Raw genomic sequence first — 24931 nt, 5'->3', positions numbered from 1 at the left:
GTTCTCCTAAGGAAGGAAGTTAAGGTTATGCGACATACCCAAAGAACCGTGGCAGAGCCAAAATAAGATCGGGGATGTAGACAAGGGTGAAGAGAATGGCAATCTCCACCAGGAATAGTGGCATCATTTCCCAAGCAATCTTTTCGATGCTTTCTTTGCTAATGCTGCTCACTACGAAAAGCACCAAGCCCATCGGAGGGGTGATTAACCCCATGATTAGGGAAATGCTCATTACCACTGCGAAATGAATTGGGTCGACACCGATGCCTATCATGACGGGGGCAAGGATTGGGCCAAGGATAAGTATCGCAGGGCCAGCATCCATGATGGTGCCGACTGCTAATAGGAATGCGACGACAAGGAAAAACAGCAGTCGAGGGTCATCGGTAATTGAGAGTATAAAATCGCTAACGAGTTGTGGTGTTCCTTTAAGGCTGATTAAAGAAGCAAATGCAACCGCAGCACCGACTAATAGCAAAATTACCGCTGAGTTAATGGCAGCTTTGCCAAATAGCTTGGGTAGGTCGCGGAAGCTAATTTCACGCGTAAAGAAAAGCCCAAGTATTAAGGCATAAAATGCAGCAACGGCTGCCCCTTCGGTAGGAGTGAAAATGCCACCAACAATACCGCCGATCAAAATAACGGGGGTTAACAGCGGCATAAAAGCGGTGACAAACGCCTGCCATTTTTCAGCCCAGCTAGCTTTCGGAAGAGGCTCTGGAAACTCTTTGAAACGCGCCATGATAGCGATGGTGATCATTAAACCTACGCCAATAAGAATGCCTGGTACAACGCCCCCAGCGAACATGCCGGCCACCGATACATTCATTATAAAAGCGTAAAGTATGAAAATGCCGCTAGGCGGAATGATACTTGCGATAACAGCCGATGCGGCAGTGATCGCGGCAGAGAACCGGTTGGTATAGCCCGATTGTTTCATAGCGGGAATCATTACTGACCCCATGGCGGATGCATCCGCAACAGCAGAACCTGAGCCACCAGCAAGCATTAAAGAAGAAGCGACCGATACTTGCCCAAGTCCTGCTCGCCGGTGACCAATCAGTGTTTCAGCGAAGCGGACTATTCGGGATGTTACCCCTCCGGCGGTCATCAATTCACCAGCCAAAATAAAGAAGGGAAGCGCCATTAACGGGAAGCTGTCTATCCCAGCAAAGAGCCGCTGGAATAGCAGGTTAAGGAACATAGGCCTTCCTTCCAGCAATAGGCTAACGCCAGGTGCAAAAAGCATTAGGAAGACAATAGGCATGCCTGCAACTAGCAGGAAGAGGAAAATCCACAGATACGCGAAAGTCATAAGTTATACCTCTGTATTGCTATCAGCGCTGGGCCGATCCTGCGTATACAGCAGGGCGTTAGGAGCAAAGAGGCCGTAACTCAAACGCAGCACCCGTTCTAAGGAACTCAGACTGGTTAGGGCAAAGCTCAATGGCAATACTAAATAGATGTAAGACATGCTGATGCCTAAAGAAAGGCTCACGCTCGTTGCGCCACGCTCTACACGTTCAAATCCTAGTTTCATACACCATATGAGCACTGCCAATACGCATATCTCCAGCAGCAACTGAAGTAATCGCCATGGAGAAGAGTTTTTAAACCAGTTAGTTGCGATTTCTAAGCTGGCATTTAAACCCTGGCGATGAGCAGCAGGGAAAAATAAAAACGCCATCCAGACCATCATGTAGCGGGCTAGTTCTTCGGTCCAGCCAAAGCTGTCGTTCAGTACATAGCGAAAAAACACATGGGTAACCATGATGCCTAGCATAGTGGCGAGCAGCAGGGTGGCTGCATAGCCTGCCCAGCGAGTTGAGATCCCGTTAAAGCGATCTAGTAGAGCTATAAGCTTCTGCATAAGCGGCTCCAAAAGGCAACGGCTCTATAGATAAGTACTATAGATGTGTCTTGTGCCTTCGATTATTATTGGATTGTTTATCGTAGCGCTGCGAAAATATTAAATTGCCCGCTGTTAAGCTGTCAAGCAGCCTAGAAGATATCTTGTTAGACAAAGGTATTAATTTTAATAAATTGTAATTAATAACGTCTATTAACAAGGAAAATCGGCTAATCGCTATTTTTAGAACCCTGTTTTCTTATGCTTGGTTGACAATATGAAAAAGGTTTAGCTATATTTTCGTAGCGCTACGAAAATATAGCTGAGGGCAGTATTCACATTGCCCGCCCTCTATGACCGGAAGGCAATGAAGATGAATGGAACGCAACGCAAGATTGAAGAGCTACGCAGCCAGCGGTGGTACAACTCGCAAGACATGCGTGGTTTTGCGCACCGGCAGCGTACACAACAAATGGGCTTACGGCGTGAGGAATTCATGGGTAAGCCAGTAGTGGGCATCATTAATACCTGGAGCGACCTCAGCCCGTGTCATGCTCATTTGAGAGATCGTGCTGACGCAGTGAAAAGGGCGGTTTGGGCAGGAGGTGGTTATCCCGTTGAGCTGCCTGCATTGTCTCTTGGTGAAGTACTGGTGAAGCCGACAACCATGCTATATCGCAACTTTTTAGCGATGGAAGCAGAGGAATTGCTCCGCAGTCATCCCATAGATGGTGTGGTTCTTCTGGGGGGCTGTGACAAGACAACTCCTGCGCTGTTGATGGGGGCTATCAGCATGGATATTCCCGCCATCTTCTGCCCAGCAGGTCCCATGCTTAACGGGAAGTGGAAAGGGAAAACTTTAGGGGCTGGAACCCATACGCGTAAATATTGGGATGAATTGCGCAGCGGCAATATTTCGCAAGATGACTGGGTGGATCTTGAATCCAGGATGACTCGCTCAAACGGTACCTGCAATACCATGGGTACTGCCTCCACCATGACATCGATTGTCGATACCATGGGGCTGACGCTGCCTGGAGCCTCCAGTATCCCCGCATCTGATGCGGCGCATATACGCATGGCATCCTCCTGCGGCAGTCGCGTTATTGAGATGATCTGGGAAGACCTCAAGCCTTCTGACATTCTCACCCGAGACAACTTTCTCAATGGTGCCAAGTGCTATATGGCGCTCGGTGGCTCCACCAATGCGGCTATTCATTTGATTGCGCTTGCCCGACGGGCCAACGTAAAGCTCACTCTAGATGACTTAGACGCTGTCGCACGAGAAATTCCGGTGCTGACAAATATCTTTCCTTCAGGACAGTATCTGATGGAGGATTTCTATTATGCAGGTGGCCTTCCCGCGTTGCTAATTCAGCTAGTTGATCATCTTGATCTAACGACCAAAAGCGTCAGTGGTCGCACGCTCAAGGAAGATTTAGAAGGTGCCGAGTGCTACAACAACGACGTTATTCGCCCGCTAGATAACCCTGTATGTGAAGGGGCTGCGCTTGCTGTTTTGCGTGGCAACTTGGCCCCCCGTGGGGCGGTCATCAAACCGAGTTCTGCCGACCCGAAATTGGTAAAGCACCGTGGTCGCGCCATTGTTTTCGAGAATCACGCCGATATGGTGGCGCGTATTGACGACCCCGAGCTGGATGTCACCGCAGACAGTATCTTGGTGCTAAGGCAAGCAGGCCCAAGGGGTGCGCCAGGCATGCCCGAGTGGGGTGCTCTGCCTATCCCTAAAAAGCTTCTTGCACAAGGTGTTCGGGATATGGTGCGCCTTTCCGATGCTCGTATGAGCGGTACCCACTATGGTACTTGCGTGCTGCATATTGCGCCGGAGTCTGCTGTAGGCGGGCCTCTCGCTTTAGTACGTGATGGCGATGAAATTGAGCTTGATGTGGCTGCTCGCCGCCTAGAGCTGCTTGTGGATGCGGCAGAGTTAGACGCTAGACGTCAGTGCTGGCGAGCACCAAGTCCGCGCATTGATCGTGGCTATACCGCGCTTTTCCAGGAGCATGTTACCCAGGCCGATATGGGCTGTGATTTCGATATCCTGCAAGGCGGTCAGCGTCAGGGCGAACCGGAAATTTTCTAAGGAGAACAATAATATGACAACGCTTCCTAAAAATCGCTTCAAGCAGTGGCTTCATGATCCCGCGAAGGTTCCGGTAGGCACTTGGTTAATGACTGCTAGCCCCAATGTGGCTGAAGCAATTGGCTGGGCGGGGTTTGATTTTCTTGTGCTCGATATGGAGCATGTTCCTGTGGATGTGCCTCAAGCGATCGCTATTATGCAGGCAGTGGCAGGTACTCCTGCGGAGCTGGTGGTCAGGCTTCCCTGGAATGATCCCGTGATGGTTAAACGCGTGCTGGATAGGGGTGCTCAGAGCTTGATGTTTCCCTACATACAAAATGCTGAAGAAGCGGCGCAAGCCGTTAACTCAACCCGCTATCCGGGTAAAGGAAATCGCGGCGTTGCGGCAGTGCACCGAGCCAGCCGCTATGGCACCGTAGCGGATTATCTGCAGCGTGCTGATGAAGAAATAGCCGTCATTCTACAGTTAGAGACGCCCGAGGCGCTGGCGGCTATGAACGACATTGCGGCCGTTGAGAATATTGATGGTTTGTTCGTGGGGCCAGGTGACCTTTCGGCCGCCATGGGGCGTATTGGCGACATTCGACACGCTGAGGTGCAATCTGCGATTTCAGCAGCGGTAGCGGATAGTCAGCGGCTTGGGCTTCCTTGCGGCATTGTTGGCGCGGAACCAGGGTTAGTAAGCAGCTATCGTGCTCAAGGTTTCAGCTTTGTCGCTGTCGGTTCAGATATGAGCATGATGATGTCGCGTGCTAAAGAGTATGTGGCAGCGCTCAAGGGCCAAGTTGCTGATACAGCAGATAGCGGCGTGTATTGATATGGTTCCGTTATGCCATGGCAATTTAGAGGCGAGTCTGCTGCCTGGTTGTGGCGGTGCTTTTTCCTATTTGCGCTGGAAAGGGCAAGACCTTCTTAGGCCTCTGGTGTCGGGTTGCGATAGCTTGCCTGAGGGGCCACGGCATAGTGGCGGTTATGTATTGGCGCCTTATTCAAACCGAATCGCCGATGCCGCTTTTTCATGGCAAGGCGAAACCATCTGCCTGAAACGTAATTTTGGTAATCACCCTCACAGTTTGCACGGATTTGCCTGGCAGCGGGCCTGGGAGCTGGTTCGCCAAGATGAGCAGAGCCAAGACAGGGCCACTTTGGTTTTACACCATTTACCAGATACCGACTGGCCGTGGAGCTGCAAGGTCACTCAAGAAGTTTCTCTAGGCCCCAACCGTGTCAGCCTGACGCTTAGTCTTGAAAATCTCGATACCCGCCCTATGCCGGCAGGGTTGGGCTGGCATCCCTATTTTCAGCGTACGCCAAAAGTGCAGCTTGAGTTTGCCGCCGCGTCTGTATGGATTAATGATGATAGGCAACTCCCCACGCATCAGGTCACACCTCCTGATAAGTGGCATTTTTGCCACTTGCGGCCGCTGGAGTGGCCAGGCGTAGATAACTGTTATACAGGCTGGTCACGACATGCGCAGATTCACTGGCCAGAGTATCGGTTGCGCCTGCGGCTATTGGCCTCTGAGGAACTGAGTCACTTGGTGCTCTTTACGCCTGAACAGCAAGACTTTTTTGCCCTTGAACCAGTCAGTCATGCCAACGCCGCTTTAAATAGTGATAAGCCCCACGCCCACGGTATGCAGACCCTAGCCCCGGGAGAGAGTTTCTCCTGCCATTTGCAATTGAACCTCGAGGAAGATCATGGCTGATGCTAGCTTGCGAACTGCCCTACCTGTCCAGGCCGCTTTAGGCGAATGCCCTCTCTGGGCTGAAGACGAGCAAGCGCTTTATTGGGTTGATATTGAAGCGCCTAGTCTTAATCGTTTCAACCCGCTCACAAGTGAAAATCGCCGCTGGACGTTACCTGAAAACATTGGTTGTGTCGGGCGGCGTGAAGGTGGGGGATTTATTGCAGGTCTGCGATCGGGATTATGGCTGCTAAATGAACAAGCAGAGCTTATTTATTGTCTTGCTCGTCCAGTTGCTGATACGACGATTAGTCGCTTTAACGATGGGCGGGTTGACCCTTGGGGGCGTTTCTGGGCGGGTACCATCCATGAGCCCCGCGATACCCCAGCAGCCTCGTTATTTCGGGTCGGTGCTGACCTGAGCTGCCAACGCCTGGCAGGTGACATCAAAGTCTCCAACGGTGTGGCGTTCAGCCCAGATCGACGCTGGGCCTATCACTCAGATACGCCAAATCATGTGATCTATCGTTATCCCCTGGATCCTGAAAGTGGTGAACTCATTGGGCCAAGAGAGATCTTTCATCAATTTCCCTTTGGTAATGGTCGTCCTGATGGGGCCGCTGTCGATGTAGAGGGGTATTACTGGACAGCCCTTTACGAAGGCGGGCGCATTGCTCGGCTATCGCCAACAGGCGAGATTGTTGCTGAATATGCTGTACCCGCAAGGTGCCCGACGATGTGCGCGTTTGGCGGACCCGATCTTAAAACGCTGTACGTTACATCAGCGCGTCACGGCCGACCTGCAGATGAGCTTGAGGCTTATCCCGAATCTGGGAACCTGTTTGCTATGCGTGTCGATGTGGCAGGGCAAATCGAGCCTATGTTCCGAGGTTAAGTTGCTGATGTTAAGCCACTAGCGTTAAAGCACTCACGTTAATGAACGAATAACTATTTAGAGGACACAGCAATGCTCAAGTTAAAAGATGCCACACTACAACGCGATGCTTGTCTTGTGGGTGGGAGTTGGATTAGCGCTGATGATAACCAGTTTGATGACGTCACTAACCCCGCTGATGGGAGCGTGCTGGGTCGGGTGCCTCACCTCGGTGAAGCAGAGACACTGCGCGCTATCGATGCGGCTGAAGAGGCGTTGCCTGCGTGGCAAGCGCGATCAGCTAAAGAGCGGGGTGCAATGCTGCGTCGCTGGCACGATTTATTGCTTGAGCACCAAGATGACTTGGCTGCGCTGATGACGGCAGAGCAGGGTAAGCCCCTTGCAGAAGCGCGTGGCGAAATCGGTTTTGCCGCCAGTTTTTTTGAATGGTTCGCTGAGGAGGGACGGCGCACTTACGGTGATGTTATTCCTAGCCCTCAGAGCGATCGCCGGTTACTTGTCATTAAACAGCCCGTTGGCGTGTGTGCGGCGATTACCCCTTGGAACTTTCCAGCGGCGATGATTGCTCGTAAAGCAGGGCCTGCACTTGCGGCAGGCTGCACCATCGTTATCAAGCCTGCTGGGCAAACGCCCTATTCGGCATTAGCAATGGCTTTGCTGGCCCAGCGCGCTGGCATCCCAGACGGGGTTGTTAATGTAGTGACGGGTGACGCTCGCGCTATTGGCCGCGCGATGACCGAGAGCCCAAAAGTACGTAAGTTGACGTTTACTGGCTCCACCGGTGTTGGCAAGTTGTTGCTTCGACAGTGTGCTGATTCTGTTAAGAAAGTGTCTATGGAGCTGGGGGGTAATGCGCCTTTTATCGTGTTCGACGACGCTGATCTGGAGAAGGCCATAGAAGGTGTGATGCAGGCGAAATTCCGCAATGCAGGGCAAACCTGTGTTTGCGCCAACCGTATTTTCGTTCAAGCAGGTATTCACGATGCTTTTGCAGCTAGGCTTGCCCAAGAAGTCGCCAAGCTACAGGTCGGTGATGGCGCTGAAGAAGGTGTTCAGGTTGGCCCGCTCATTGATGCCGCTGCCGCTGACAAAGTGATGGAGCAGCTTAATGATGCGGTGGCGAAAGGCGCTACCCTGTTACAAGGCGGTGAGCGCCGTGGGGCTAACTTCCTTACGCCTGCTGTTATTACCGGTGCGACGCCTGAGATGGACTGTTTCAATGAAGAAACCTTTGGCCCATTAGCTCCCGTGTTTAGCTTTCAGGATGAAGCGGAAGTCATTCGTCTTGCGAACGCGACGGAATATGGTCTTGCGGCTTATTGCTACACCCGCGATTTAGGCCGAGCCTGGCGGCTTTCTGAAGCACTTGATTATGGCATGGTGGGCATTAACAACGGCCACGTTTCTACTTGTGAAGCACCTTTTGGCGGTGTTAAGCAGTCAGGTCTTGGTAGGGAAGGAGCTCGTCAGGGAATCGAGGATTACCTCGAAACCAAGTATATCAATATGGCGATTGAGTGAGGCAATTCATGAACGATTACTGTGATGTTACTTATCAATCGCTTAATGGAAAGCGCGTTATTATCTCCGGTGGTGCATCAGGGATAGGGGCTGAATTAGTTAAGGCCTATATCGCTCAGGGAGCCAGCGTTGCCTTTCTTGATATTGATCGTACTGCAGGAGAGAGCCTGGCCTCTGAGTTGGGCGATAAAGCGCGTTTTTATTTTTGTGATGTGCGGGATATCTCGCGGTTGCAAGCAGTTATTGCCGACATTGAAGTTGCCCAAGGACCGACTCAGGTATTGATCAACAATGCCGGTCTTGATGATCGGCATACCCTGGAAGAGTTAACCCCAGACTATTGGGATAACTGTCAGGCCATTAATCTGCGTCATCATGTCTTTGCTACTCAGGCGGTACTGCCTGCGATGAAAGCGGAAGGTCAAGGCGCTGTGATTAACTTAGGTTCTATCTCTTGGATGAGGGGACGGCCAGGGATGGTGGGGTACACCGCTGCCAAAGCTGCTATCAATGGTTTAACGCGTACCTTGGCGCAAGAGCTTGGTGAGCATGGTATCAGGGTTAATTCGTTAGTGCCCGGTGCTATTTTAACTGAGCGTCAGGAACGGCTGTGGCTGACTCCGGAAGTTAATCAACGCTTCCTTGATCAGCAAGCGTTGAAGTTTCGGCTAAGAGCAGATGATGTGGCGAGGCTAGCGCTATTTTTGGGCTCTGATGAGAGTCGCGGTTGTACAGGCCAAAATTTCATTGTTGACGCTGGACTTACTCTTAATTAAACGGCGGTCGCTTAGGCGACGCCGACACTCTGGATGCACCTATGCAAGTCACCTACCAACGCGATCAACTCCGCCTGAGTATGGGTGGTGAGGATCTTCTTGTACATACGCCAAAGTCACCGGCTTTCTTTATAGGCTATGGGCGTGAAAAAATGGAGATGTACTGCGGTAATTTTGAGATACAGGACTATCTTGAAAGCCGAGAAGCACTGCGCCATTTGACGGTGACTGACCGTGAAGCAGGAATGCAGCTCGAATTACGCCGTCACAAGGATGATGACCTCCAGCTGTCGATCAATGTACGGTTACTTGAAGATGGCATACAGCTTGATATCCAGAACGTAGCCAACGATATTAATCGTTTTTGGATGCGGCTTGCAGCTGACGAGCAAGAGCATGTATGGGGCTGTGGCGAGCAGATGTCCTATTTCAATTTGCGGGGACGTCACTTTCCTCTTTGGACCTCTGAACCCGGAGTTGGGCGAGACAAGACCACCTACGTTACCTGGCAGTCTGATGTGGTTAATCGTGCCGGTGGCGACTATTACAACACTAACTACCCACAGCCTACCTTCGTCTCTTCTCGGCGCTATTTCTGTCATATTGAAACGTATGACTATGCGGACTTTGATTTCCGTCAGGGCACATTCCATGAAATGCAGGTGTGGGGAGTGCCTGCAACAATTCTGTTACGCAGCGCGCCCACCTTCCTGACGCTAGTTGAAAAGATCAGTGCCACGTTTGGTCGCCAGCCGCCATTGCCAGACTGGGTGTATAACGGGGTTATTTTAGGTCTTAAACGAGGCCAGGCCCATGCGGAAAAGATGCTGGCGGAAGCGCTGAATCATGATATGGCAGTATCGGCTTTATGGTGTGAGGACTGGACCGGAGTTAGGGAAACAAGTTTTGGGACTCGGCTATTCTGGGACTGGCGTTGGCAGCCGGAGCGCTATCCGCATCTTGAACGCTTGATCGCTGAGTTACGTGAGCGAAACGTACGTTTTCTAGGATACGTGAACCCGTATTTGTGCGTCGATGGTAGCCTTTTTCCAGAAGCGGAAGCGGCGGGATACTTAGCGACCAATGAGCAGGGCAATACCGCACTTGTTGATTTTGGCGAATTTTACTGTGGCGTGGTGGACTTCACCGATGAAGCCGCATGCACTTGGTTTAAAGACGTGATTATCAAGCGTGAAATGCTTGATTTAGGGCTTAGCGGTTGGATGGCTGATTTTGGTGAATACCTGCCTATTGATGTCAAACTAAGTAATGGTGTTTCGGCGAAGCAAGAGCATAATCGCTGGCCAGTACGCTGGGCTCAAATTAATGCGGAGGCTATTGCCGAGGCAGGGCTAACCGACGAGACCACGTTCTTTATGCGCGCGGGTTACAGTGGAGTGCAAGCTCACTGCCCCTTGCTCTGGGCAGGTGATCAGTCGGTGGATTTCTCTCGCCATGATGGGCTAGGCACCGTTATTTGTGCTGCACTCTCGTCTGGCTTAATGGGCAATGCTTTCCACCACAGTGACATTGGCGGGTATACCAGCTTATTCGGTAACAAGCGGAATGCTGAGCTGCATATGCGCTGGGCCGAAATGGCTGCCTTTACACCGGTGATGCGTACTCATGAATCAAATCGCCCTACCAAAAATACCCAATGGTTTGATGACCCTGCGGTCGCTGCTCATTTGGCCCGGATGAGTCGGATCTATGTTTCTCTTACGCCTTATTTAAAACAGTTAGTGTCGGAAGGGAGCGCTCGTGGAATACCGGTGCAGCGTGCATTGTTTCTGCATTTCGAGACTGACCTGGAGTGTTACGATATTCAAGATCAGTATTTGCTAGGCCCTGATGTGCTGGTGGCACCGGTACATCAGGCTGGGCATCTTGATTGGTCTGCATATTTGCCCCATGGGGTGGAGTGGGTTCACCTTTGGAGTGGTGAACACTATGCGGGAGGCCAACGTGTGACAGTGCCGGCCCCCGTTGGAAAACCGCCGGTTTTTTATCGTAGTGATAGTGATTGGCTCGCCTTATTTACTGCGCTGGCAGGGCAGGCGTAATGGCAGCTCCCGATATGATGATGTTACTGGGCTGGGTGGCGCTTGCCACCTATGCTCAGACAGTCACTGGTTTCGCTTTTGGCTTGATTCTGATGGGAGGTGTGGTGCTGTCTGGCCTTGCGCCGGTAGCGATCGTTGCAATTCTTATCAGCATTCTCAGTCTGTTTAACTGTGCATTAGCGCTTTATCGAAATATGGGGAATTTAGATCGCGAGATAGTACTGCTGTGTTCGCTAAGCGGTTTTGCCACGCTGATCTTTGGTGTGTGGGTACTAGATGCATTGAGTGGCCATCATGTGCACTGGTTGCAGCTGATACTTGGCGTGGCAATTCTTATTAGCAGTCTAATGTTAGTCGTGCACCCTTTACCGAGGAAAACCAGAGCCAGTCGAGCTTCCTTTCTTTTCTTTGGGGGCTTGTCTGGCTTCATGGGGGGGATGTTTTCTACCTCTGGGCCACCACTGGTATTTCTTTTTTATCGACAGCCACTAAGCTTGGCAGTCATTCGTGACTGTCTTTTGCTTATCTTTGCGATTAACTCTTTGCAGCGTTTAGTGATTGTCGGTATTCAAGGACGCTTAGACGCTAGTATCCTGCTATTAGCCATTGTCGCCATTCCGGTAGTAGTGCTCTTCACTTGGCTAGGGCGGCGTTATCCACCACCTTTGACGGAAGCAAATTTACGTCGTGTCGCCTTTTTAATGCTTTTTGCTTCTGGTCTGAGCCTTTGTGGGTCAGCATTACTTAGTGCGTAAGCTACTCCCCCGCGGTAATAATTCGAAACCGATATCTATGCGCTTCTCTTGTGGGAGATCCTGCATTCTTCGTAAGACACTTTGAGCCACTGCTTCACCAATTTCTTCTCGAGGCGGGCGGATCGTTGAAAGCGAGGGAAGCGTACAATTGCTGAAATCCATATCGCCAAAGCCGATCATCGCAATATCATCGGGGACTCGAATTCCTTGCCGTTGAGCCTCGCCTAAAGCACCTAAAGACAGCATGTCGTTGGAAAATACAATGCCATCGATAGTTGGGTGGCTGGCGATGAGGTCTGCAAATGCTCGGCTGGCGGCTTCTGCCATTCGCCCTGAGCCACAGTCGATCACACGTGCATGTTGACTACCCATCAGGTCTTGAATAGCTTTTTCGCTACCTCTGCAGCGCTGTTTTGCACGTTCATCGACACTTAAGCGTGTACCAATGAAGGCGATACGTTGACAGCCAGCCTCAATTAGGTGACGGGCTTGGGTGTATCCCACATCATGGTGAGAAAACCCTACGAGCGTATCTAATGGGTTAGAGCCTAGTTCCCACATTTCCACGACTGGCACGTTGGAGTTGCTCAGCATACGACGGGTTTCGCGGCTATGGGTCAAGCCGGTCAAGACCATAGCGCTTGGTGACCAGGATAGAAATGTTCTTACTGCGGCTTCTTCTTCTGCTTCCTCGTAGTCACTGTGGCCTAACAGCAGCTGGGATCCCTCTGCGCCCAGTGTTTTTTGCATGGTATTAACAGTCGAGGCAAATATGGCATTAACCATGGAAGGAACAACAACACCAATGACCCGCGTGCGTGCGGCAGCTAACGCGCCAGCCATAAGGTTGGGAACATAACCAAGCGTGTCGATTGCACTCTGGATTCTTTTACCGAGTTGGGTTGAAACCTCATCCGGTTTACGTAAATAGAGAGAGACTGTGCTTGCCGAAACGTCGGCAAGTTTGGCCACGTCATTCATTGTGACACGCTGAGTAGAGCGCCTAGCGCGCAGCTTGTTAGACATGGAGAAAGGCTTCCTTGGATCAATGCTATAACTAGACAGAAAATTATGTTGCTTATTTTTTAAGTCGCTTGATCATAACATAATTCTTTATTTTCCTAGCGCTCCGAATATAAGATTGAAATAAAAAGCCCCATGGAAAGGCTGTTTCCATGGGGAAGCGGGTCTAACAATGCACAGTAAGCTAGATGTCAAACATCTAATCGCGCTAATCTAAAACCATGTTTCTGCTTGCACTCCGAAGCTCCATTGACCACCAGTGAATCCTTCACTACCAAATGCATCACCGCTGTCATAGTTGTTCAGCTCCTTGTCCCAATCGGTATAGGAGGCGAACAAGCGAATTTCAGGGCGCTGCCAAAAGCCTCCAACATTAGGCTTGAAGGTGGGAGCGATGGTCGCTTTACCAAAGTTGCCGCTGACAGCGTTACGCCCTTTATAGCCGGCTGGATCCAGATCCATAAATTGATAGCTAAGCTCATACTGCATTTCAAAGTTGCTGGTGATTTCATTGGCTAAGCGTGCGTTCACCGTTGCCCAGCGATAGTTGTCGCCTTCTGCGAAACGGTCATCGCTTACTTCAGCAAGTAATGATGGCGCTAAACGCCAGTTGGGAGAGAGGTAGGTCGTGCCATACAGGGCAAGCCGAGTCGCTTGGGCATCGTCTAATAAATCGCCATTGGCACCTATCCGTTTAACCTCGGCGCCAAGTCCCTGACCATGGAGTAAGGCAACTTTAAAGTTACCTTCTGATAAGCCGAAGAAAGAATCCCCATGGTAAGCGACCATTCCATGAGCACCACTATTTGCAGCGGTATCCCCGTTTTCTATTAAGCGGTCATCGTTATCCGCCGCAGAGATCGCATTAACCATAAACTGCCAATTACCTACGTAATTGTTACTGCTTAGTGTGAGGCTATCGGTACTGCCGGTACCCGGGTCGTCGCGTTCACCAACGGGGAAGTCACTGAAACTGCGGCCATATAGCGCGAAATTAGAACGCCAGTTGTCACTGAAATTCATGTCGTAGATACCGGCGCCCGTGCCGGCCAAAAATACAACGTCCGTATCTAGCCAATGTATATCGAACGTATCGCGGTCAATACGTTTACCTGCCCAAATAGAGGCGTCTTCGAAAGCACCTGTAAAGCTCGGTAAGTTATCCAGCTCAACGTACACTTGTCGTACGTTGAGCTGAGATTCTTCCGAGGTCCAGTCGTTGCTGGTGGATACAGAGTCAGCAATGGCAACTCGGAACAGGGAGTTTGCCCCGTTATCATGTTGACGGCGTAAGTTAAACATTGCGTTGACGTAGGTGTCCGGCTCATTACCTAATCGACCCACTGCGCCACCTAACGGGCCCGCTGGGGTTACATAAGGGCCACCACTAATGCTTTTGCCTTCATCACTTAAAAGTAGTCCTGAGCGCGCGTAGCCACTCAGCGATAACCCTTCCTGCCCTGAGGCGCGTCGTTCGAGAGCAGAGATTCTTGTTTCAGTGTCTTCAACAGGGGCGCTTGTGTTTTGTGCCGCTAACTCTGCACGAGTAGCTTCTAGCTGGCGTTCTAGCTCTGCAAGCCTGGCTTCAATCGACGTTTCGTTTGCTTGGGCTGAAAACGGAGCAGTCGCCAGCGCGACGGCAGCTGCAATAGGTAAGGTTCTGAAGTAGAAAGCCATAACGTCGATCCTTTGCTAATGAGAAATGTTGTTGTTGTCTATTTTCGTAGCGCTACGATTGGCATATCGTAGCGCTACGAAAATCTATTAATAGTAGACTTTAGTCGATTAATGCGTTATTTGATTAAATAAACTGCATGTTTAATATTCTTTTACGATTATTTTTTATATTTGAAATTAAGATTTATTTCATTCAACTCATCACCCTCTAAATCGTTAATATAGCGCCTTGCGATATGCCATTAACCACGCTTATAACAAGCCTTGTACTGTTCTGGGTGATGCTATGAAAATCATGTTGCGCTGGCTATTCGGGCTAGTTGTGTTATTGGCCCTATTACTTGCTGGACCTGTCTGGATACTAGCGAGCAATCAAGTGAATACCGAGGGGCACTGGTCGACTCTTGACCGCTCTTCAGCGGGCTTGGCGCCAGACCCTGCGCAGATACAAGAAGCCGTTGTTCAGGTGTATGCCGCTCGTGCTTATAACTGGCGCGGGGCGTTTGGTGTTCACATCTGGATTGCAACGAAAGCAGAGGGGGCTGCGGACTATCGACTTCACCAGGTGTTGAGCTGGCGTCGGCCAACCGTTGTTTCGTCAATAGATACGCCTGACAGGGCGTGGTTTGGGCATCCGCCTGAACTGCTAGCTGATTACCGCGGTTCTGAGGCGGCACGCTTGATTCCGAATATTGCTGACGCCGTTGCGCGCTACCCCCAGGCTGATCTTTATCGGGTATGGCCAGGCCCTAACAGCAATAGTTTTATTGCTTGGGTGATTCGGGAAGTTGATGGCTTAGACGTTGCACTGCCGACAACTGCGGTAGGTAAAGATTATTTGTTTAATGCTGTAGCTACTACCGCACCCAGTGGTTCTGGCTATCAGCTGTCCCTTGGTGGTGTTGTGGGTATTATGTTTGCGCTTGAAGAGGGGGTGGAAATTAACCTGCTGGGACTGAGCGCGGGCATCGACTTTATGCGACCTGCTATAAAGCTGCCTGGAATAGGGCGACTCGGTATGCCTGCGAAAGTAATGGGGAATAACGGCCAAGGTGGAGGTATCTGATAAGTGGAATGTTGCGGAACAAGGCTGATAGTTGTTTACCCTGAGTTGTGTTTATAAATACAGTGTTTGTAGATATATATATATTGATTTAGTATCTGTAGATAGGTGGGTGTAGATAGGTGGGTGTAGATAGGTGGGTGTGGATAGAGAGGGAAGTGCTTATGCAAACAGCCAGCAATATTATTCAGGACAAGGCCGCCGCTGCGGTTGGCTTAAAAGCCGCTGTACGTATTTTGGATAAATGGAGGGCGACAGGCGAGCAGGGCGAATCTATTCTACGAGTCTCCCACAGCAGCTATGCCCGCGCGCGGAGGGGGGATTTGGCTGAGATCAAGCTAGACAGTGACCAGCTGGCACGAATTAGTTATTTGCTCAATATTCATGCGGCGCTACGAATGTTGTTTGAGAACCCTGACAATGTTTACGGGTTCGTCTCTATGGCAAATCACAATCCTTACTTTAATGGGCGCACGCCGCTCGAGGTGATTGGCACTGGGGATTTCGCAGCACTTTATGAAACATTTAAGCGTATCGATAGCTTACGAGGCGCCCAGTGGTAGATTCGGTGGGAATAAACGAAGGTTCGCTACCGCTGTGCAAGCCGCAAGAGGTTGAGGGGTATCGCTTAGTCAATAGCAAGTTTCCTCCCATTGGGCTGTTTGACGATGTTGCTAGCCTTGAAGAGTTTGAAGCGCTTTATGCCCTGCAGGCACTGACGAATCCAAGGCTGCGTAACGAGATTGGCGATTTAGGGCTTATTCCTCACAACGAAATTCCTTTTGGTATTCGAGGGTGCTCTTATGCGACAGCGCCTTTTACCCATGTTAATCCGGATGGTTCGCGTTTTAGCGACGGCAGTTTTGGTGTGCTTTACATTGCGGATGCATTTCCAACGGCAATAAATGAAGTGAGGCACCACCAGGAAAATTATTGGAAGAACGTACCATCGCTGCATTTTGAACGGTTTATCTTCCGTGGGCTTAAGTGTATTTTTGATGAAAAAGCATGTTGTGATGGGTTGGTTCTTCCGCCGTCTCATGCCATTTATGATGCCGACGATTACCAAGCAGCGCGGAGGCTAGGTGGAGAGCTTCGTAAAGAGAAGCGTGCTGGTCTGCGTTATCATTCCGTTCGGCAACCAGATGCCACTTGCTGGGCGTTAATGACGCCTCAGTTCGTTCAGGATATTATCCAGACCACTCATATTGAGATGATCTGGAACGGGCGAATAACCCAGGTGAACCGCCTCTCAGCGTTGCCAATCAAGTGAATTCAGCAGGACAATTATGATTTCTGCTGCTCAGTGAAGCGCTGCATGATCGTGAGCGTTTTATCACTAACATGATGTTCCATGCCTTCTGCATCAATACGCGCTGTACTGTCATCGACCCCAAGAGCACGCAAGAAATGCAGCACCACATCGTGGCGTGACCGGGAAATTTCGGCCATTTTTTGCCCTTCTTCGGTCAAGAAAAGCGAGCGATAGGGCTTGCTTGTCACTAGGCCGAGCTCATTTAAGCGACGAATCATTTTAGAGACGGTGGCTTGGCTAACGGCCATTCGGTTAGCGATATCTGCTGCGCGCGCTTCTCCACGGTGGCGTAATAAGTCACCGATTAACTCGACATAATCTTCGATCAGCTCCGTTTCGTGGGCATTACGCACCGCCTCGTATTGCTGTGCATGCTGTTCCACGGGAGGTAGCGCATCTCCATCTTGGCCGTATGCATTAGGAGAGTGTTGCTGTTGGTATTCACTCATTGGCAAAGTTTATCAAGGTTAGTGGAAACGTTAATTGGTGATGGTAGCTCATTTTTTTAGATAATTGTTAGCCAAGGCTAAACTGTTTGCACATAGCTTTTTTATTGAGCTACAGTTGTACTTATTGGATCCTAGCACAGGAGAAAGAAATAATGACCAAGCAGTATGGCTGGGTAATGGTAAGCGCCTCATTGGGCCTTTCAGGCTTTATGTCCTCTGCGCAGGCGCAAGAGCTGAATCAGGCGCCTATCAATGTAGCGGTTACGTTTTCTGTCTTAGGTGATTTGGTCAAGAAAGTGGCGGGGGATGATGCCAACGTCACTGTGCTTACCCCTGTGAATGCTGAAGTGCATGAATGGGAACTGACGCCCGATAACTTTGCCGCGTTAGAAGATGCTGATGTCGTGTTTTACAACGGCTATCAGTTAGAGCAATGGATGCGTCAAGTGGAAGCAACGGTTCCGGCTAATGTGCCGATTGTGGCGGTTGCTGAGGCGTCGGAGTATCCCACCCAATCTATTGTGACGGGAGAAATGGAAGGCGACGTTGATCCACACTTATGGATGGATCCTCGTGCAGCTGGCGCCTATGTGCAGGCAATAGCCAACGTGCTTGAAGATAGCTTGCCGCAAAAAGCGGACGCTATTCAGCAGCGTGCCGCGCAGCTTGAGAATCAACTCCATGAGCTGCATGTTGAGCTGCAAGAGGCACTTGAAGTGATTCCTGAAGAGCGCCGAGTTCTGCTCTCCAGCGAAGCGGCGTTTCTCTATTTTTCGGATGCTTACCATTTTGAACACGATGGTATCTGGGGAACGAATGCTGAAACGGAAGGCTCTCCTCGGCAACTGATGCGGGTCATTGACATGATTAACGAGCGCCAGCCTGCAGCCCTTTTTTGGGAAAGCACGATTTCAGATCGGCATGTGACCAGTATTGCCCGTGATACAGGTCTTCCCGTTGCTGGGCCGCTTTACGTTGACTCATTGAGCGAGCCTGATGGTGAAGCCGCTGATTATTTTTCCATGCAACGCCATAACGTGGAGCTACTGCGTCGTTACTTGGCAATCGAGTAGGTTTATATGACCACGTCAGTTTCAGGTAAGATCGCTGCGATTGAAGTAAAGGGGCTTTATGCAGCCTATCAGCGTCAGCCTGTTTTAGAAGATATTTGTCTAGCGTTTCCAGATGGCCAATGGACCGCCATTGTTGGGCCGAATGGCGCAGGTAAGTCGACGCTGTTTCATATTTTGACGGGTAGTATGAAGCCGCTTCGGGGCCATGTAGAAGCGTTTGGTGAAGCGATCGAACGCCATCGCAAGGCGGGCAGTATTGCGTATATGGCTCAGCGCGAAGCGATTGAGTGGGATTTTCCTATCTCAGTGAGAGACACCGTCATGAGCGCGCGGTATGGCCATATGCGCCAAGATCCTTTATGGCGGCAATTGTTGCCGGCGCGTTGGCAGGCTGCCCACCATCATCAAGCCGTTCAGAAAGCGTTGAGCGATGTCGATATGTTGGCGCTAGCGGAACGGCCTATTGGAGCACTCTCTGGCGGTCAAAAGAAACGTGTTTTGCTGGCTAGAGCACTGGCTCAAGACGCACGTATCCTTTTGCTAGATGAGCCTTTGGCGGGCGTTGATCCACCCAGCGAACAGCTTATTCTGGATGTATTAAAACGCGAGCGTGAAGCCGGTAGAACTATCGTGATGGTCACCCACGATATGCCTGGCGCACGTCGTTATGTTGATCATGTCGTACTCATTAACCGCTTTATTCGTGGCGAAGGGTCACCTGACGAGATGCTGAGCGATACGAAGCTAGCCGAGCTAGCCGTCAGTTCCATTGAACAGTCGGCAAACGACTATACGCGTCGCGCTCCTGCGATGGCGCATAAGTAATGGGCACAATAGAGATGTTACAACCGTTAGATACGTTAAGCAGCGCAGTAGTCAGTGGGTTAATTGCAGCGCTTATGGTGCCCGTCAATCTTCTGCCAGACAGCATTTCTGATGCGTTTCAGTATGCGTTTATGCAGCGAGCGTTGTTGACGTCGATGATGGTGGGCGCTATCTGCGGCATGCTCTCATGCTACGTGGTGCTGAAACGGTGGTCGCTGTTGGGTGATGCGATTTCTCATGCGGTACTTCCCGGTGTTGCCATCGCCTATTTGATCGGGCTGCCTTTTTTTGTCGGTGCTTTCGTAACGGGAGCGTTGACGTCGTTAGGGATAGGAGCCATCGAGCGCCACACTCGAATTAAGTCAGATGCGGCCATGGGCATTATGTTTACCGGAGCCTTTGCGCTTGGCATTGTACTGATCAGTAAAATTGCCTCCAGTACCCATTTAATGCACATCTTGTTTGGCAATGTGCTGGGTGTTCAGCAGTCGGCATTATTACTTACCTTGGCTGCCAGCCTTGTTGCTTTATTAGTCGTTTGGCTCGCTTTCAGGCCGTTAATGCTTTATGCATTTGATCCAACCCAGGCACAGGCGCTTGGTTTTAATACAGGTATCATCCATTACGGGCTGATCCTATTACTAACGCTGACTATTGTGGCTAACCTGGAAACCGTTGGTATCATCCTGGTGGTGGCGATGCTGATTACCCCAGGAGCCACTGCCCATCTGTTAACCGATCGTTTTAAAACAATGCTGTTAATTTCTGTAGCAGTGGGCGTTGGCTCGGCTGTGATTGGGCTCTGGCTTTCCTATGCACTAGATGTAGCTTCCGGTGGCACGATTGTCTTAGTCGCGACGGGTTGCTTTTTTCTAGCACTGTTGTTTTCACCTAGGCATGGTGTACTTATGCGCCTATGGCGACATCGCAAGATTGGTGCAAATACTCAAGGATTAGATTGAAGGCTTTCCCACGCTTTTTCCGCGATACCAATGCCTGCACCAGTCATTAGTAGGTAAGTTTGATTGACCCCTGCTTCATGTAGTGGGGCGGCTTCATCTTGAAAATTTATGCCAGCAAAAAGTTGTCCTGTAAAACCTGCTTTACGTAGCTCTCGGGCTGCAATTAATTTACTTTCCAGATCTGGTGTCGCTAATGTTATTGCCTTGAGTCCGGCAATATCTAGTTGATGCCAGAAGCCTACGTCTTCTATATCGCCATAAGAAACGTGACGTTCGTTCTCTGCTTTGGTTGGATCAGAATCAACGCCTGCAACTGACAGCCCCTTCTCCTTAAAAAAATCATAGGCAGCACTTCCAGTTCGCCCCATACCCAGTACCAGTACGGTAGCGCCGCCCAAGTTTACGGGCTGTTCATCGGGATGGTAAGTATTACGCTCAAAACGTAATAGTTTGTTTTCCCAGCGGTCAAATAGCCCGTGGGCCAAGCGGTTCAGCGGTGCTGCAATGACAAAAGACAACGCAACAGCGATTGCAAGTGGCCCCAGCCACTCCTCTAAAATACCGGAAGCAACGATTAGGCCAAACTCACTGTAGGCGGTGAGGCTTAAACCGCCCAAAAAAGCGTTGCGCGCTCGAATACGGAATGCAATTAAGAGCGCAAAAAATAACAGCCCTTTTAAGGGTAAGACAATGGCGAGTACACCGGCAAAAATTAACGCATCAGTGTCAGGCAAACCAGCCATCCCTATTTGTAAGAAGAAGCTGATTAGTAGTATTTCTTTCACTCCCCATAAAGCTTTGGAAAGCTCTTGAGCGCGAGGGTGTTTTGCAAGCAAGAGCCCCATTACTAAGGCACCTACTTCTGAGCTTAGACCTACTGCTTCAAAACCCATACCACCAACAGCAATTGCTAATACAGCGCCAAAAAGGACGAGCAGCTCATCATGTTGTGCAACGCTCATGAACCAATAAAGGAGAGGTCTAAATAGTGGTAGTAAAAATACCAGTAATGCCCATGGGCTAGGTGACTGACCACTATAGAAACTTAGAACAGCTATAGCGACCAAGTCCTGAATAATCAGAATGCCAATGGCGATCCGGCCGTGGAGCGCCCGAAGTTCTCGCTTAGCTTCAAGCACTTTAGCGGCCAGGACAGTGCTTGAAAATGAGAGAGCGATGGCAAGTAGTATTGCTTTGTCCATAGGTAGTGATAAGAAGACGACAAAGCTAATAGTAAAAAATAAGGAAGTAATGATTAGATGTATGAAAGCACTGCCTAACACGACTGGCTCAGCAAGGCTCCTTATATTTAATTTTAGGCCGATAGTGAAAAGCAGCAATAAAACGCCTAAATGGGCAAGATGCTCCAGCAGCGGCCCTGCTTCACTAGGGAGGCCCACACTGGGGCCAAAAGCGTTGAGTGCAAAGCCAGCGACCAAAAATCCCACCAGAGGTGGTAAGCTGAACTGGCGGGCAATAATCCCAAAGATAAAAGCAAATGATAAAATTAACACTTCAAACATGCTGAATCCTTACTAGATGGACGGCTTGGTTATCTTCCCACTCGCCAATGTTTTTGCATCTCAATAAAAGTGAACGATGCCGACCAGGTAATCAGAACAAAGCCTGTTAATGCTAGAGTTCCATATAAAAACCGGACTGGCCCCGTTGCATAAATATCGCCATAGCCAACGGTGGTGTAGGTGACAGCAGTGAAGAATATATAATCTAGAACATTAAAGCTCTCATAACCTTCTAATGCACCTATGCCAAGGAGCTCAGTTAACCACCAGCCGGTTACGCCAAACAGCCAAATCTCAACAATGTGCGTCAATAAAACGCCAAATGCCATACCAAGAATACGCTGGCGATGTGGTTTCTTTGAACGCTCAATTTGTCGTGATATTAACCACAACGATTCATAGTGAAGCAGCCCCGCCAGAACAACAACGATAACGGTAGTTATTACGACAGCCACGTGCTCGGGATATGGAATGATCAAGTAATTAACGTCTCAGCTGTTATTGAGTATTCAGCACAGTCGGCTGCCAAACAGTAGTAGTGAGCTATCCAGCGAATGCCAGCCCCACCAGGCTAGCGCCGCTCCACCCAGCAGTAGCGTTGCTAATACGATTAACAGTGCAAGCGCTGTTAGTTGCTTCATGAGATCACCTGAGGAGCAATGTTTCGTGCCAATGGCTTTTCGCTAATAAACCAGTGCAGGCCAGCGGCGACCAATGAGAGCACAATGGCAATTTTCCAGACAGTGTCGTAATGACCCGAAAGATCATAGAGGTAGCCTCCAAGCCAGACCCCCATAAATGATCCTAGCTGATGAAATAAAAACACAATGCCGCCCAGCATGGATAAATGGCGAACACCAAACACAGACGCCACAATACCGTTGGTTAACGGCACGGTTGAAAGCCACAGTAGGCCCATAGCGATACCGAATAAATAAGCGCTGGTAGTTGTCAGTGGCAACATGATAAAGGCGGCAATTACCGCGCCACGAATCAAGTATAACCAGCTAAGCAGGCGCGGTTTCGACCAAATTCCACCCATCCACCCCGCAGTATAGGTGCCCACAATATTGAACAAGCCAACCAGTGCCAGCACCGTAGTGCCCACCTGAACGGCGAGCCCATTGTCGAATAAGTACCCAGGCAGATGGACCGCAATAAACACAACTTGAAAGCCGCAGACGAAAAAGCCCAGGCACAGCAGCCAAAAACCTTTCTGCCCGGCCGCCTCATTGAGCGCGTCGCGCAAGCTTAGGTCGCCCAGTGCGTTAGGCCTTGGACGGTCTTTTAGCATCGCCCCCAGGGGAATCATCAACGTAGCAATGGCACCCATGGCCAGTAGCGCTGCTGACCAGCAAAGCCATTCAATCAGCCCTAGTGTGCCGGGTAGCATTGCAAACTGCCCAAAAGAGCCAGCAGCACTCACAACGCCCATCGCCATACTACGTTTTTCAGGGGCTACCGCACGTCCTACTGCGCCCAAAATCACTGAGAATGTCGTGCCGGATAGGCCTAAACCAATGAGCAGTCCAGCGCTCAGTGTCATGCCTAGAGCGCTGGTGGAAAAGCTCATAAAACACAGCCCAGCCACATATAAAACGGCCCCCACGACAATAATTCTAGCTGCTCCGAAACGGTCAGCCAGCGCACCGGTGAACGGTTGTGAGAGGCCCCAGATAAGATTCTGAACTGCGAGAGCGAATGCAAACACGCCGCGCCCCCAGCCGAAGTCGCTGCTCATCGGCTCAAGGAAAAGCCCAAAGCCATGGCGAAGCCCCATGGCAGTAGAAATAACCAGGCTTGCCAGCAGTATCAAAAACAGTGTGCTATGTCGTGAGATAGCCATTTAAGGTCTCGTTACTGTTCAGGCTAATGATTACTTAACTCGTTAATCAACTATCGCACGCGTTGCGCGCATTTAGAAGCTGCCAAACATCGTGCCGAGGAAAATCACACTGAGTAGTGCTGCGATAGGCAGCACAATAGTGACCATTGCCACATTGGCGTAAGACTGGCGGTGGGTTAGCCCACAGATAGCCAGCAGCGTAATCACTGCGCCAGAGTGGGGTAACGTATCCATACCGCCTGCTGCAAGGGTCGCTACCCGATGCATGAGCTCTGGGCTGATGCCCGCCTGTTCTGCCATTGCCAGATATTCGCTGCCAAGAGTCTGTAGAGCAATGGAAAGTCCGCCCGATGAAGACCCTGTAATACCTGCGAGTACGCTCATGGCCATGGCTTCGGATATCAGTGGATTACCTGGAGAGACGTTGAGTACGGCGTCACGAATGATGGCGAATCCTGCCAGGGTCGCGATAACCGCTCCGTAACCCACTTCAGAGGCGGTATTGAAGATGGGCAGAAGCGAGCCTAAGCACCCTTGGTTGACCGTTGCCTTTAGATCCTGCCAGTGCCGCCAGCGAGTAATAATTAACCATGCAGAGGCGCTGAGCAGTGCAATCAAAATCGCCCACAGCCCTGTTTGTCTGCTAGGCGTTACGTTTTCAAAGGCGTCGCTGATAAAGCTAAGGTCCATCGCAGGGAATACGCCGTAAGTAAACAGCGCGTTAAGACCGATCACCATAACCAGTGGAATCAGCGCAATGGGCAGTGCCATGGTTGGCGCTATGTCAGCATTATTGGTTGTTTCTGCTTCCCGCTCTGTGTGTGCGCCATAGCCTTCGCCACACGCCGCTGCCTTTTTAACGCGTGATTGCAAGTAGAAAATGCCTAGTCCCAACATAATCAGTCCTGCAATAACTCCTAATCCCGGTGCTGCGAAGCTGTTCGTACCAAAGTAAGGAATGGGAATGGCATTTTGGATAGAGGGGGTGCCGGGTAGTGCTGTCATGGTAAACGTGAAAGATCCCAGCGCAATAGACGCGGGTATTAAGCGCTTAGGCACATTCGCCTGGCGAAATAACTCACGGCTGATGGGATAAATAGCGAAGGCGACGACAAATAGGGATACGCCGCCATAGGTCAGTACAGCACATGCAATAACGACAGTTAGCACCACGTGGTGGGTGCCGAGCCGTTTAACGATGCCATTTGAGATTGACTGCGCCGCTCCCGAATCGGCCATTAATTGGCCAAACAGAGCCCCTAGTAGAAATAACGGAAAGAACTGAATAACGTAGTTCCCCAGCGCTTTCATGAAGGTATCGGTATAGATCGGTAACAGAAAAGCCACATCGCCTGATAACAATACCGCCAGTGATGCCATGAGCGGGGCAAGCAGCAAAACGGAGATGCCGCGGTAGGCGAAAAACATCAGCAGCATTAAGGAAATAACGATCGCTAGCATGCCCATGCAGGCTCCCAAAATATGGTTAAAAACGATGTGCTTAGAAACATGGCTAAAGGCCAA

General features: G+C 50.4%; 24 protein-coding genes. 14 read left to right on the top strand and 10 right to left on the bottom strand.

What is annotated here, in order from left to right; genetic code table 11:
• Positions 1–25: 25 nt before the first annotated feature.
• Both REH51_RS00625 and REH51_RS00620 read right to left on the bottom strand, forming a co-directional pair.
• Positions 26–1315, bottom strand: a complete 1290-nt coding sequence (locus REH51_RS00625; protein WP_009724674.1) for a TRAP transporter large permease — start codon at positions 1313–1315, stop codon at positions 26–28.
• Positions 1316–1318: 3 nt separating this feature from the next.
• Complete coding sequence (locus tag REH51_RS00620) at positions 1319–1870, bottom strand: TRAP transporter small permease (RefSeq protein ID WP_009724675.1); 552 nt, start codon at positions 1868–1870, stop codon at positions 1319–1321.
• Between the two features lie 352 nt (positions 1871–2222).
• Between REH51_RS00620 and araD the strand changes: the two genes are divergently transcribed.
• The 8 genes from araD to REH51_RS00580 all read left to right on the top strand — a co-directional run bounded on the left by araD (position 2223) and on the right by REH51_RS00580 (position 11651).
• Positions 2223–3953, top strand: a complete 1731-nt coding sequence (araD, locus tag REH51_RS00615; protein WP_009724676.1) for an L-arabinonate dehydratase — start codon at positions 2223–2225, stop codon at positions 3951–3953.
• A 13-nt stretch (positions 3954–3966) separates the two neighbouring features.
• Positions 3967–4770, top strand: coding sequence for an HpcH/HpaI aldolase family protein (locus REH51_RS00610; RefSeq protein ID WP_498936615.1), 804 nt, complete (start codon positions 3967–3969; stop codon positions 4768–4770).
• Position 4771: 1 nt separating this feature from the next.
• On the top strand, positions 4772–5662 hold the full coding sequence (locus tag REH51_RS00605) for an aldose 1-epimerase (protein ID WP_009724678.1): 891 nt from the start codon (positions 4772–4774) through the stop codon (positions 5660–5662).
• The gene (locus REH51_RS00600; protein ID WP_009724679.1) at positions 5655–6536 is read left to right on the top strand and encodes an SMP-30/gluconolactonase/LRE family protein; all 882 of its coding nucleotides are present in this window, start codon (positions 5655–5657) and stop codon (positions 6534–6536) included. The genes REH51_RS00605 and REH51_RS00600 overlap by 8 nt, the downstream gene beginning before the upstream one ends.
• Positions 6537–6608: 72 nt before the next feature.
• Positions 6609–8057: an NAD-dependent succinate-semialdehyde dehydrogenase gene (locus tag REH51_RS00595; RefSeq protein ID WP_009724680.1), complete on the top strand. Its 1449-nt coding sequence runs from the start codon at positions 6609–6611 to the stop codon at positions 8055–8057.
• 8 nt (positions 8058–8065) lie between these two features.
• On the top strand, positions 8066–8833 hold the full coding sequence (locus REH51_RS00590) for an SDR family NAD(P)-dependent oxidoreductase (RefSeq protein ID WP_009724681.1): 768 nt from the start codon (positions 8066–8068) through the stop codon (positions 8831–8833).
• Between the two features lie 41 nt (positions 8834–8874).
• Complete coding sequence (locus tag REH51_RS00585) at positions 8875–10896, top strand: alpha-glucosidase (protein ID WP_009724682.1); 2022 nt, start codon at positions 8875–8877, stop codon at positions 10894–10896.
• Positions 10896–11651 carry a TSUP family transporter gene (locus REH51_RS00580; protein WP_498936614.1) on the top strand — a complete coding sequence of 252 codons (756 nt, stop codon included), beginning with the start codon at positions 10896–10898 and terminating at the stop codon, positions 11649–11651. Before REH51_RS00585 ends, REH51_RS00580 begins: the two co-directional genes overlap by 1 nt.
• Here the strand turns inward: REH51_RS00580 and REH51_RS00575 are convergent.
• On the bottom strand, positions 11637–12677 hold the full coding sequence (locus tag REH51_RS00575) for a LacI family DNA-binding transcriptional regulator (RefSeq protein WP_498936612.1): 1041 nt from the start codon (positions 12675–12677) through the stop codon (positions 11637–11639). The genes REH51_RS00580 and REH51_RS00575 overlap by 15 nt on opposite strands.
• A 210-nt stretch (positions 12678–12887) precedes the next feature.
• The gene (locus REH51_RS00570) at positions 12888–14351 is read right to left on the bottom strand and encodes a carbohydrate porin (RefSeq protein WP_009724685.1); all 1464 of its coding nucleotides are present in this window, start codon (positions 14349–14351) and stop codon (positions 12888–12890) included.
• A 286-nt stretch (positions 14352–14637) separates the two neighbouring features.
• Here REH51_RS00570 and REH51_RS00565 point away from each other — a divergent pair, with 286 nt between their 5' ends.
• From REH51_RS00565 to REH51_RS00555, 3 genes are all read left to right on the top strand, one after another.
• Positions 14638–15417, top strand: coding sequence for a DUF3750 domain-containing protein (locus REH51_RS00565; protein ID WP_009724686.1), 780 nt, complete (start codon positions 14638–14640; stop codon positions 15415–15417).
• 161 nt (positions 15418–15578) lie between these two features.
• A complete protein-coding gene (locus REH51_RS00560) occupies positions 15579–15977 on the top strand; it encodes an antitoxin Xre-like helix-turn-helix domain-containing protein (RefSeq protein WP_009724687.1) in 399 nt (132 codons plus the stop codon).
• On the top strand, positions 15971–16687 hold the full coding sequence (locus REH51_RS00555; RefSeq protein ID WP_009724688.1) for an RES family NAD+ phosphorylase: 717 nt from the start codon (positions 15971–15973) through the stop codon (positions 16685–16687). The genes REH51_RS00560 and REH51_RS00555 overlap by 7 nt, the downstream gene beginning before the upstream one ends.
• A gap of 14 nt (positions 16688–16701) precedes the next feature.
• Here the strand turns inward: REH51_RS00555 and mntR are convergent, their stop codons facing one another.
• Positions 16702–17178 (bottom strand): manganese-binding transcriptional regulator MntR, encoded by a 477-nt coding sequence (gene mntR, locus REH51_RS00550; protein WP_009724689.1) that lies wholly within the window; start codon positions 17176–17178, stop codon positions 16702–16704.
• A 152-nt stretch (positions 17179–17330) separates the two neighbouring features.
• Between mntR and REH51_RS00545 the strand changes: the two genes are divergently transcribed.
• Genes REH51_RS00545 through REH51_RS00535 form a run of 3 tightly spaced genes read left to right on the top strand, consistent with a single transcriptional unit; the run spans position 17331 to position 20038 of the window.
• Complete coding sequence (locus REH51_RS00545) at positions 17331–18251, top strand: metal ABC transporter substrate-binding protein (protein ID WP_498936610.1); 921 nt, start codon at positions 17331–17333, stop codon at positions 18249–18251.
• 6 nt (positions 18252–18257) lie between these two features.
• On the top strand, positions 18258–19076 hold the full coding sequence (locus tag REH51_RS00540; RefSeq protein ID WP_009724691.1) for a metal ABC transporter ATP-binding protein: 819 nt from the start codon (positions 18258–18260) through the stop codon (positions 19074–19076).
• Positions 19076–20038 carry a metal ABC transporter permease gene (locus REH51_RS00535; protein WP_498936608.1) on the top strand — a complete coding sequence of 321 codons (963 nt, stop codon included), beginning with the start codon at positions 19076–19078 and terminating at the stop codon, positions 20036–20038. The genes REH51_RS00540 and REH51_RS00535 overlap by 1 nt, the downstream gene beginning before the upstream one ends.
• Here REH51_RS00535 and REH51_RS00530 read toward each other — a convergent pair.
• The 5 genes from REH51_RS00530 to REH51_RS00510 all read right to left on the bottom strand — a co-directional run bounded on the left by REH51_RS00530 (position 20023) and on the right by REH51_RS00510 (position 24874).
• Positions 20023–21561 (bottom strand): cation:proton antiporter domain-containing protein, encoded by a 1539-nt coding sequence (locus REH51_RS00530; RefSeq protein WP_498936606.1) that lies wholly within the window; start codon positions 21559–21561, stop codon positions 20023–20025. The two genes, REH51_RS00535 and REH51_RS00530, sit on opposite strands and share 16 nt — an antisense overlap.
• 29 nt (positions 21562–21590) lie before the next feature.
• Positions 21591–22040, bottom strand: coding sequence for an ion channel (locus REH51_RS00525; protein WP_498936604.1), 450 nt, complete (start codon positions 22038–22040; stop codon positions 21591–21593).
• A gap of 30 nt (positions 22041–22070) precedes the next feature.
• The gene (locus tag REH51_RS00520; protein WP_009724695.1) at positions 22071–22202 is read right to left on the bottom strand and encodes a hypothetical protein; all 132 of its coding nucleotides are present in this window, start codon (positions 22200–22202) and stop codon (positions 22071–22073) included.
• A complete protein-coding gene (locus REH51_RS00515; protein ID WP_498936602.1) occupies positions 22199–23407 on the bottom strand; it encodes an MFS transporter in 1209 nt (402 codons plus the stop codon). The genes REH51_RS00520 and REH51_RS00515 overlap by 4 nt, the downstream gene beginning before the upstream one ends.
• Before the next feature lie 72 nt (positions 23408–23479).
• Positions 23480–24874 carry a GntP family permease gene (locus REH51_RS00510; RefSeq protein WP_009724697.1) on the bottom strand — a complete coding sequence of 465 codons (1395 nt, stop codon included), beginning with the start codon at positions 24872–24874 and terminating at the stop codon, positions 23480–23482.
• Positions 24875–24931: the final 57 nt, after the last annotated feature.

The organism is Halomonas bluephagenesis (assembly GCF_054790765.1).
Note: the sequence above shows the minus strand (reverse complement) of the source record. Positions and strands in the feature narration are given on the sequence as shown.

What these genes read in the sequence shown, in the direction of transcription:
- REH51_RS00530 (WP_498936606.1), bottom strand. Translation starts at nt 21,561, where the DNA reads ATGTTTGAAGTGTTAATTTTATCATTTGCTTTTATCTTTGGGATTATT.
- mntR (WP_009724689.1), bottom strand. Translation starts at nt 17,178, where the DNA reads ATGAGTGAATACCAACAGCAACACTCTCCTAATGCATACGGCCAAGAT.
- REH51_RS00540 (WP_009724691.1), top strand. Translation starts at nt 18,258, where the DNA reads ATGACCACGTCAGTTTCAGGTAAGATCGCTGCGATTGAAGTAAAGGGG.
- REH51_RS00595 (WP_009724680.1), top strand. Translation starts at nt 6,609, where the DNA reads ATGCTCAAGTTAAAAGATGCCACACTACAACGCGATGCTTGTCTTGTG.
- REH51_RS00510 (WP_009724697.1), bottom strand. Translation starts at nt 24,874, where the DNA reads ATGGGCATGCTAGCGATCGTTATTTCCTTAATGCTGCTGATGTTTTTC.
- REH51_RS00610 (WP_498936615.1), top strand. Translation starts at nt 3,967, where the DNA reads ATGACAACGCTTCCTAAAAATCGCTTCAAGCAGTGGCTTCATGATCCC.
- REH51_RS00535 (WP_498936608.1), top strand. Translation starts at nt 19,076, where the DNA reads ATGGGCACAATAGAGATGTTACAACCGTTAGATACGTTAAGCAGCGCA.
- REH51_RS00560 (WP_009724687.1), top strand. Translation starts at nt 15,579, where the DNA reads ATGCAAACAGCCAGCAATATTATTCAGGACAAGGCCGCCGCTGCGGTT.
- REH51_RS00590 (WP_009724681.1), top strand. Translation starts at nt 8,066, where the DNA reads ATGAACGATTACTGTGATGTTACTTATCAATCGCTTAATGGAAAGCGC.
- REH51_RS00575 (WP_498936612.1), bottom strand. Translation starts at nt 12,677, where the DNA reads ATGTCTAACAAGCTGCGCGCTAGGCGCTCTACTCAGCGTGTCACAATG.
- REH51_RS00520 (WP_009724695.1), bottom strand. Translation starts at nt 22,202, where the DNA reads ATGAAGCAACTAACAGCGCTTGCACTGTTAATCGTATTAGCAACGCTA.
- REH51_RS00625 (WP_009724674.1), bottom strand. Translation starts at nt 1,315, where the DNA reads ATGACTTTCGCGTATCTGTGGATTTTCCTCTTCCTGCTAGTTGCAGGC.
- REH51_RS00570 (WP_009724685.1), bottom strand. Translation starts at nt 14,351, where the DNA reads ATGGCTTTCTACTTCAGAACCTTACCTATTGCAGCTGCCGTCGCGCTG.
- REH51_RS00600 (WP_009724679.1), top strand. Translation starts at nt 5,655, where the DNA reads ATGGCTGATGCTAGCTTGCGAACTGCCCTACCTGTCCAGGCCGCTTTA.
- REH51_RS00605 (WP_009724678.1), top strand. Translation starts at nt 4,772, where the DNA reads ATGGTTCCGTTATGCCATGGCAATTTAGAGGCGAGTCTGCTGCCTGGT.
- REH51_RS00545 (WP_498936610.1), top strand. Translation starts at nt 17,331, where the DNA reads ATGACCAAGCAGTATGGCTGGGTAATGGTAAGCGCCTCATTGGGCCTT.
- REH51_RS00620 (WP_009724675.1), bottom strand. Translation starts at nt 1,870, where the DNA reads ATGCAGAAGCTTATAGCTCTACTAGATCGCTTTAACGGGATCTCAACT.
- REH51_RS00580 (WP_498936614.1), top strand. Translation starts at nt 10,896, where the DNA reads ATGGCAGCTCCCGATATGATGATGTTACTGGGCTGGGTGGCGCTTGCC.
- REH51_RS00515 (WP_498936602.1), bottom strand. Translation starts at nt 23,407, where the DNA reads ATGGCTATCTCACGACATAGCACACTGTTTTTGATACTGCTGGCAAGC.
- REH51_RS00565 (WP_009724686.1), top strand. Translation starts at nt 14,638, where the DNA reads ATGAAAATCATGTTGCGCTGGCTATTCGGGCTAGTTGTGTTATTGGCC.
- REH51_RS00585 (WP_009724682.1), top strand. Translation starts at nt 8,875, where the DNA reads ATGCAAGTCACCTACCAACGCGATCAACTCCGCCTGAGTATGGGTGGT.
- araD (WP_009724676.1), top strand. Translation starts at nt 2,223, where the DNA reads ATGAATGGAACGCAACGCAAGATTGAAGAGCTACGCAGCCAGCGGTGG.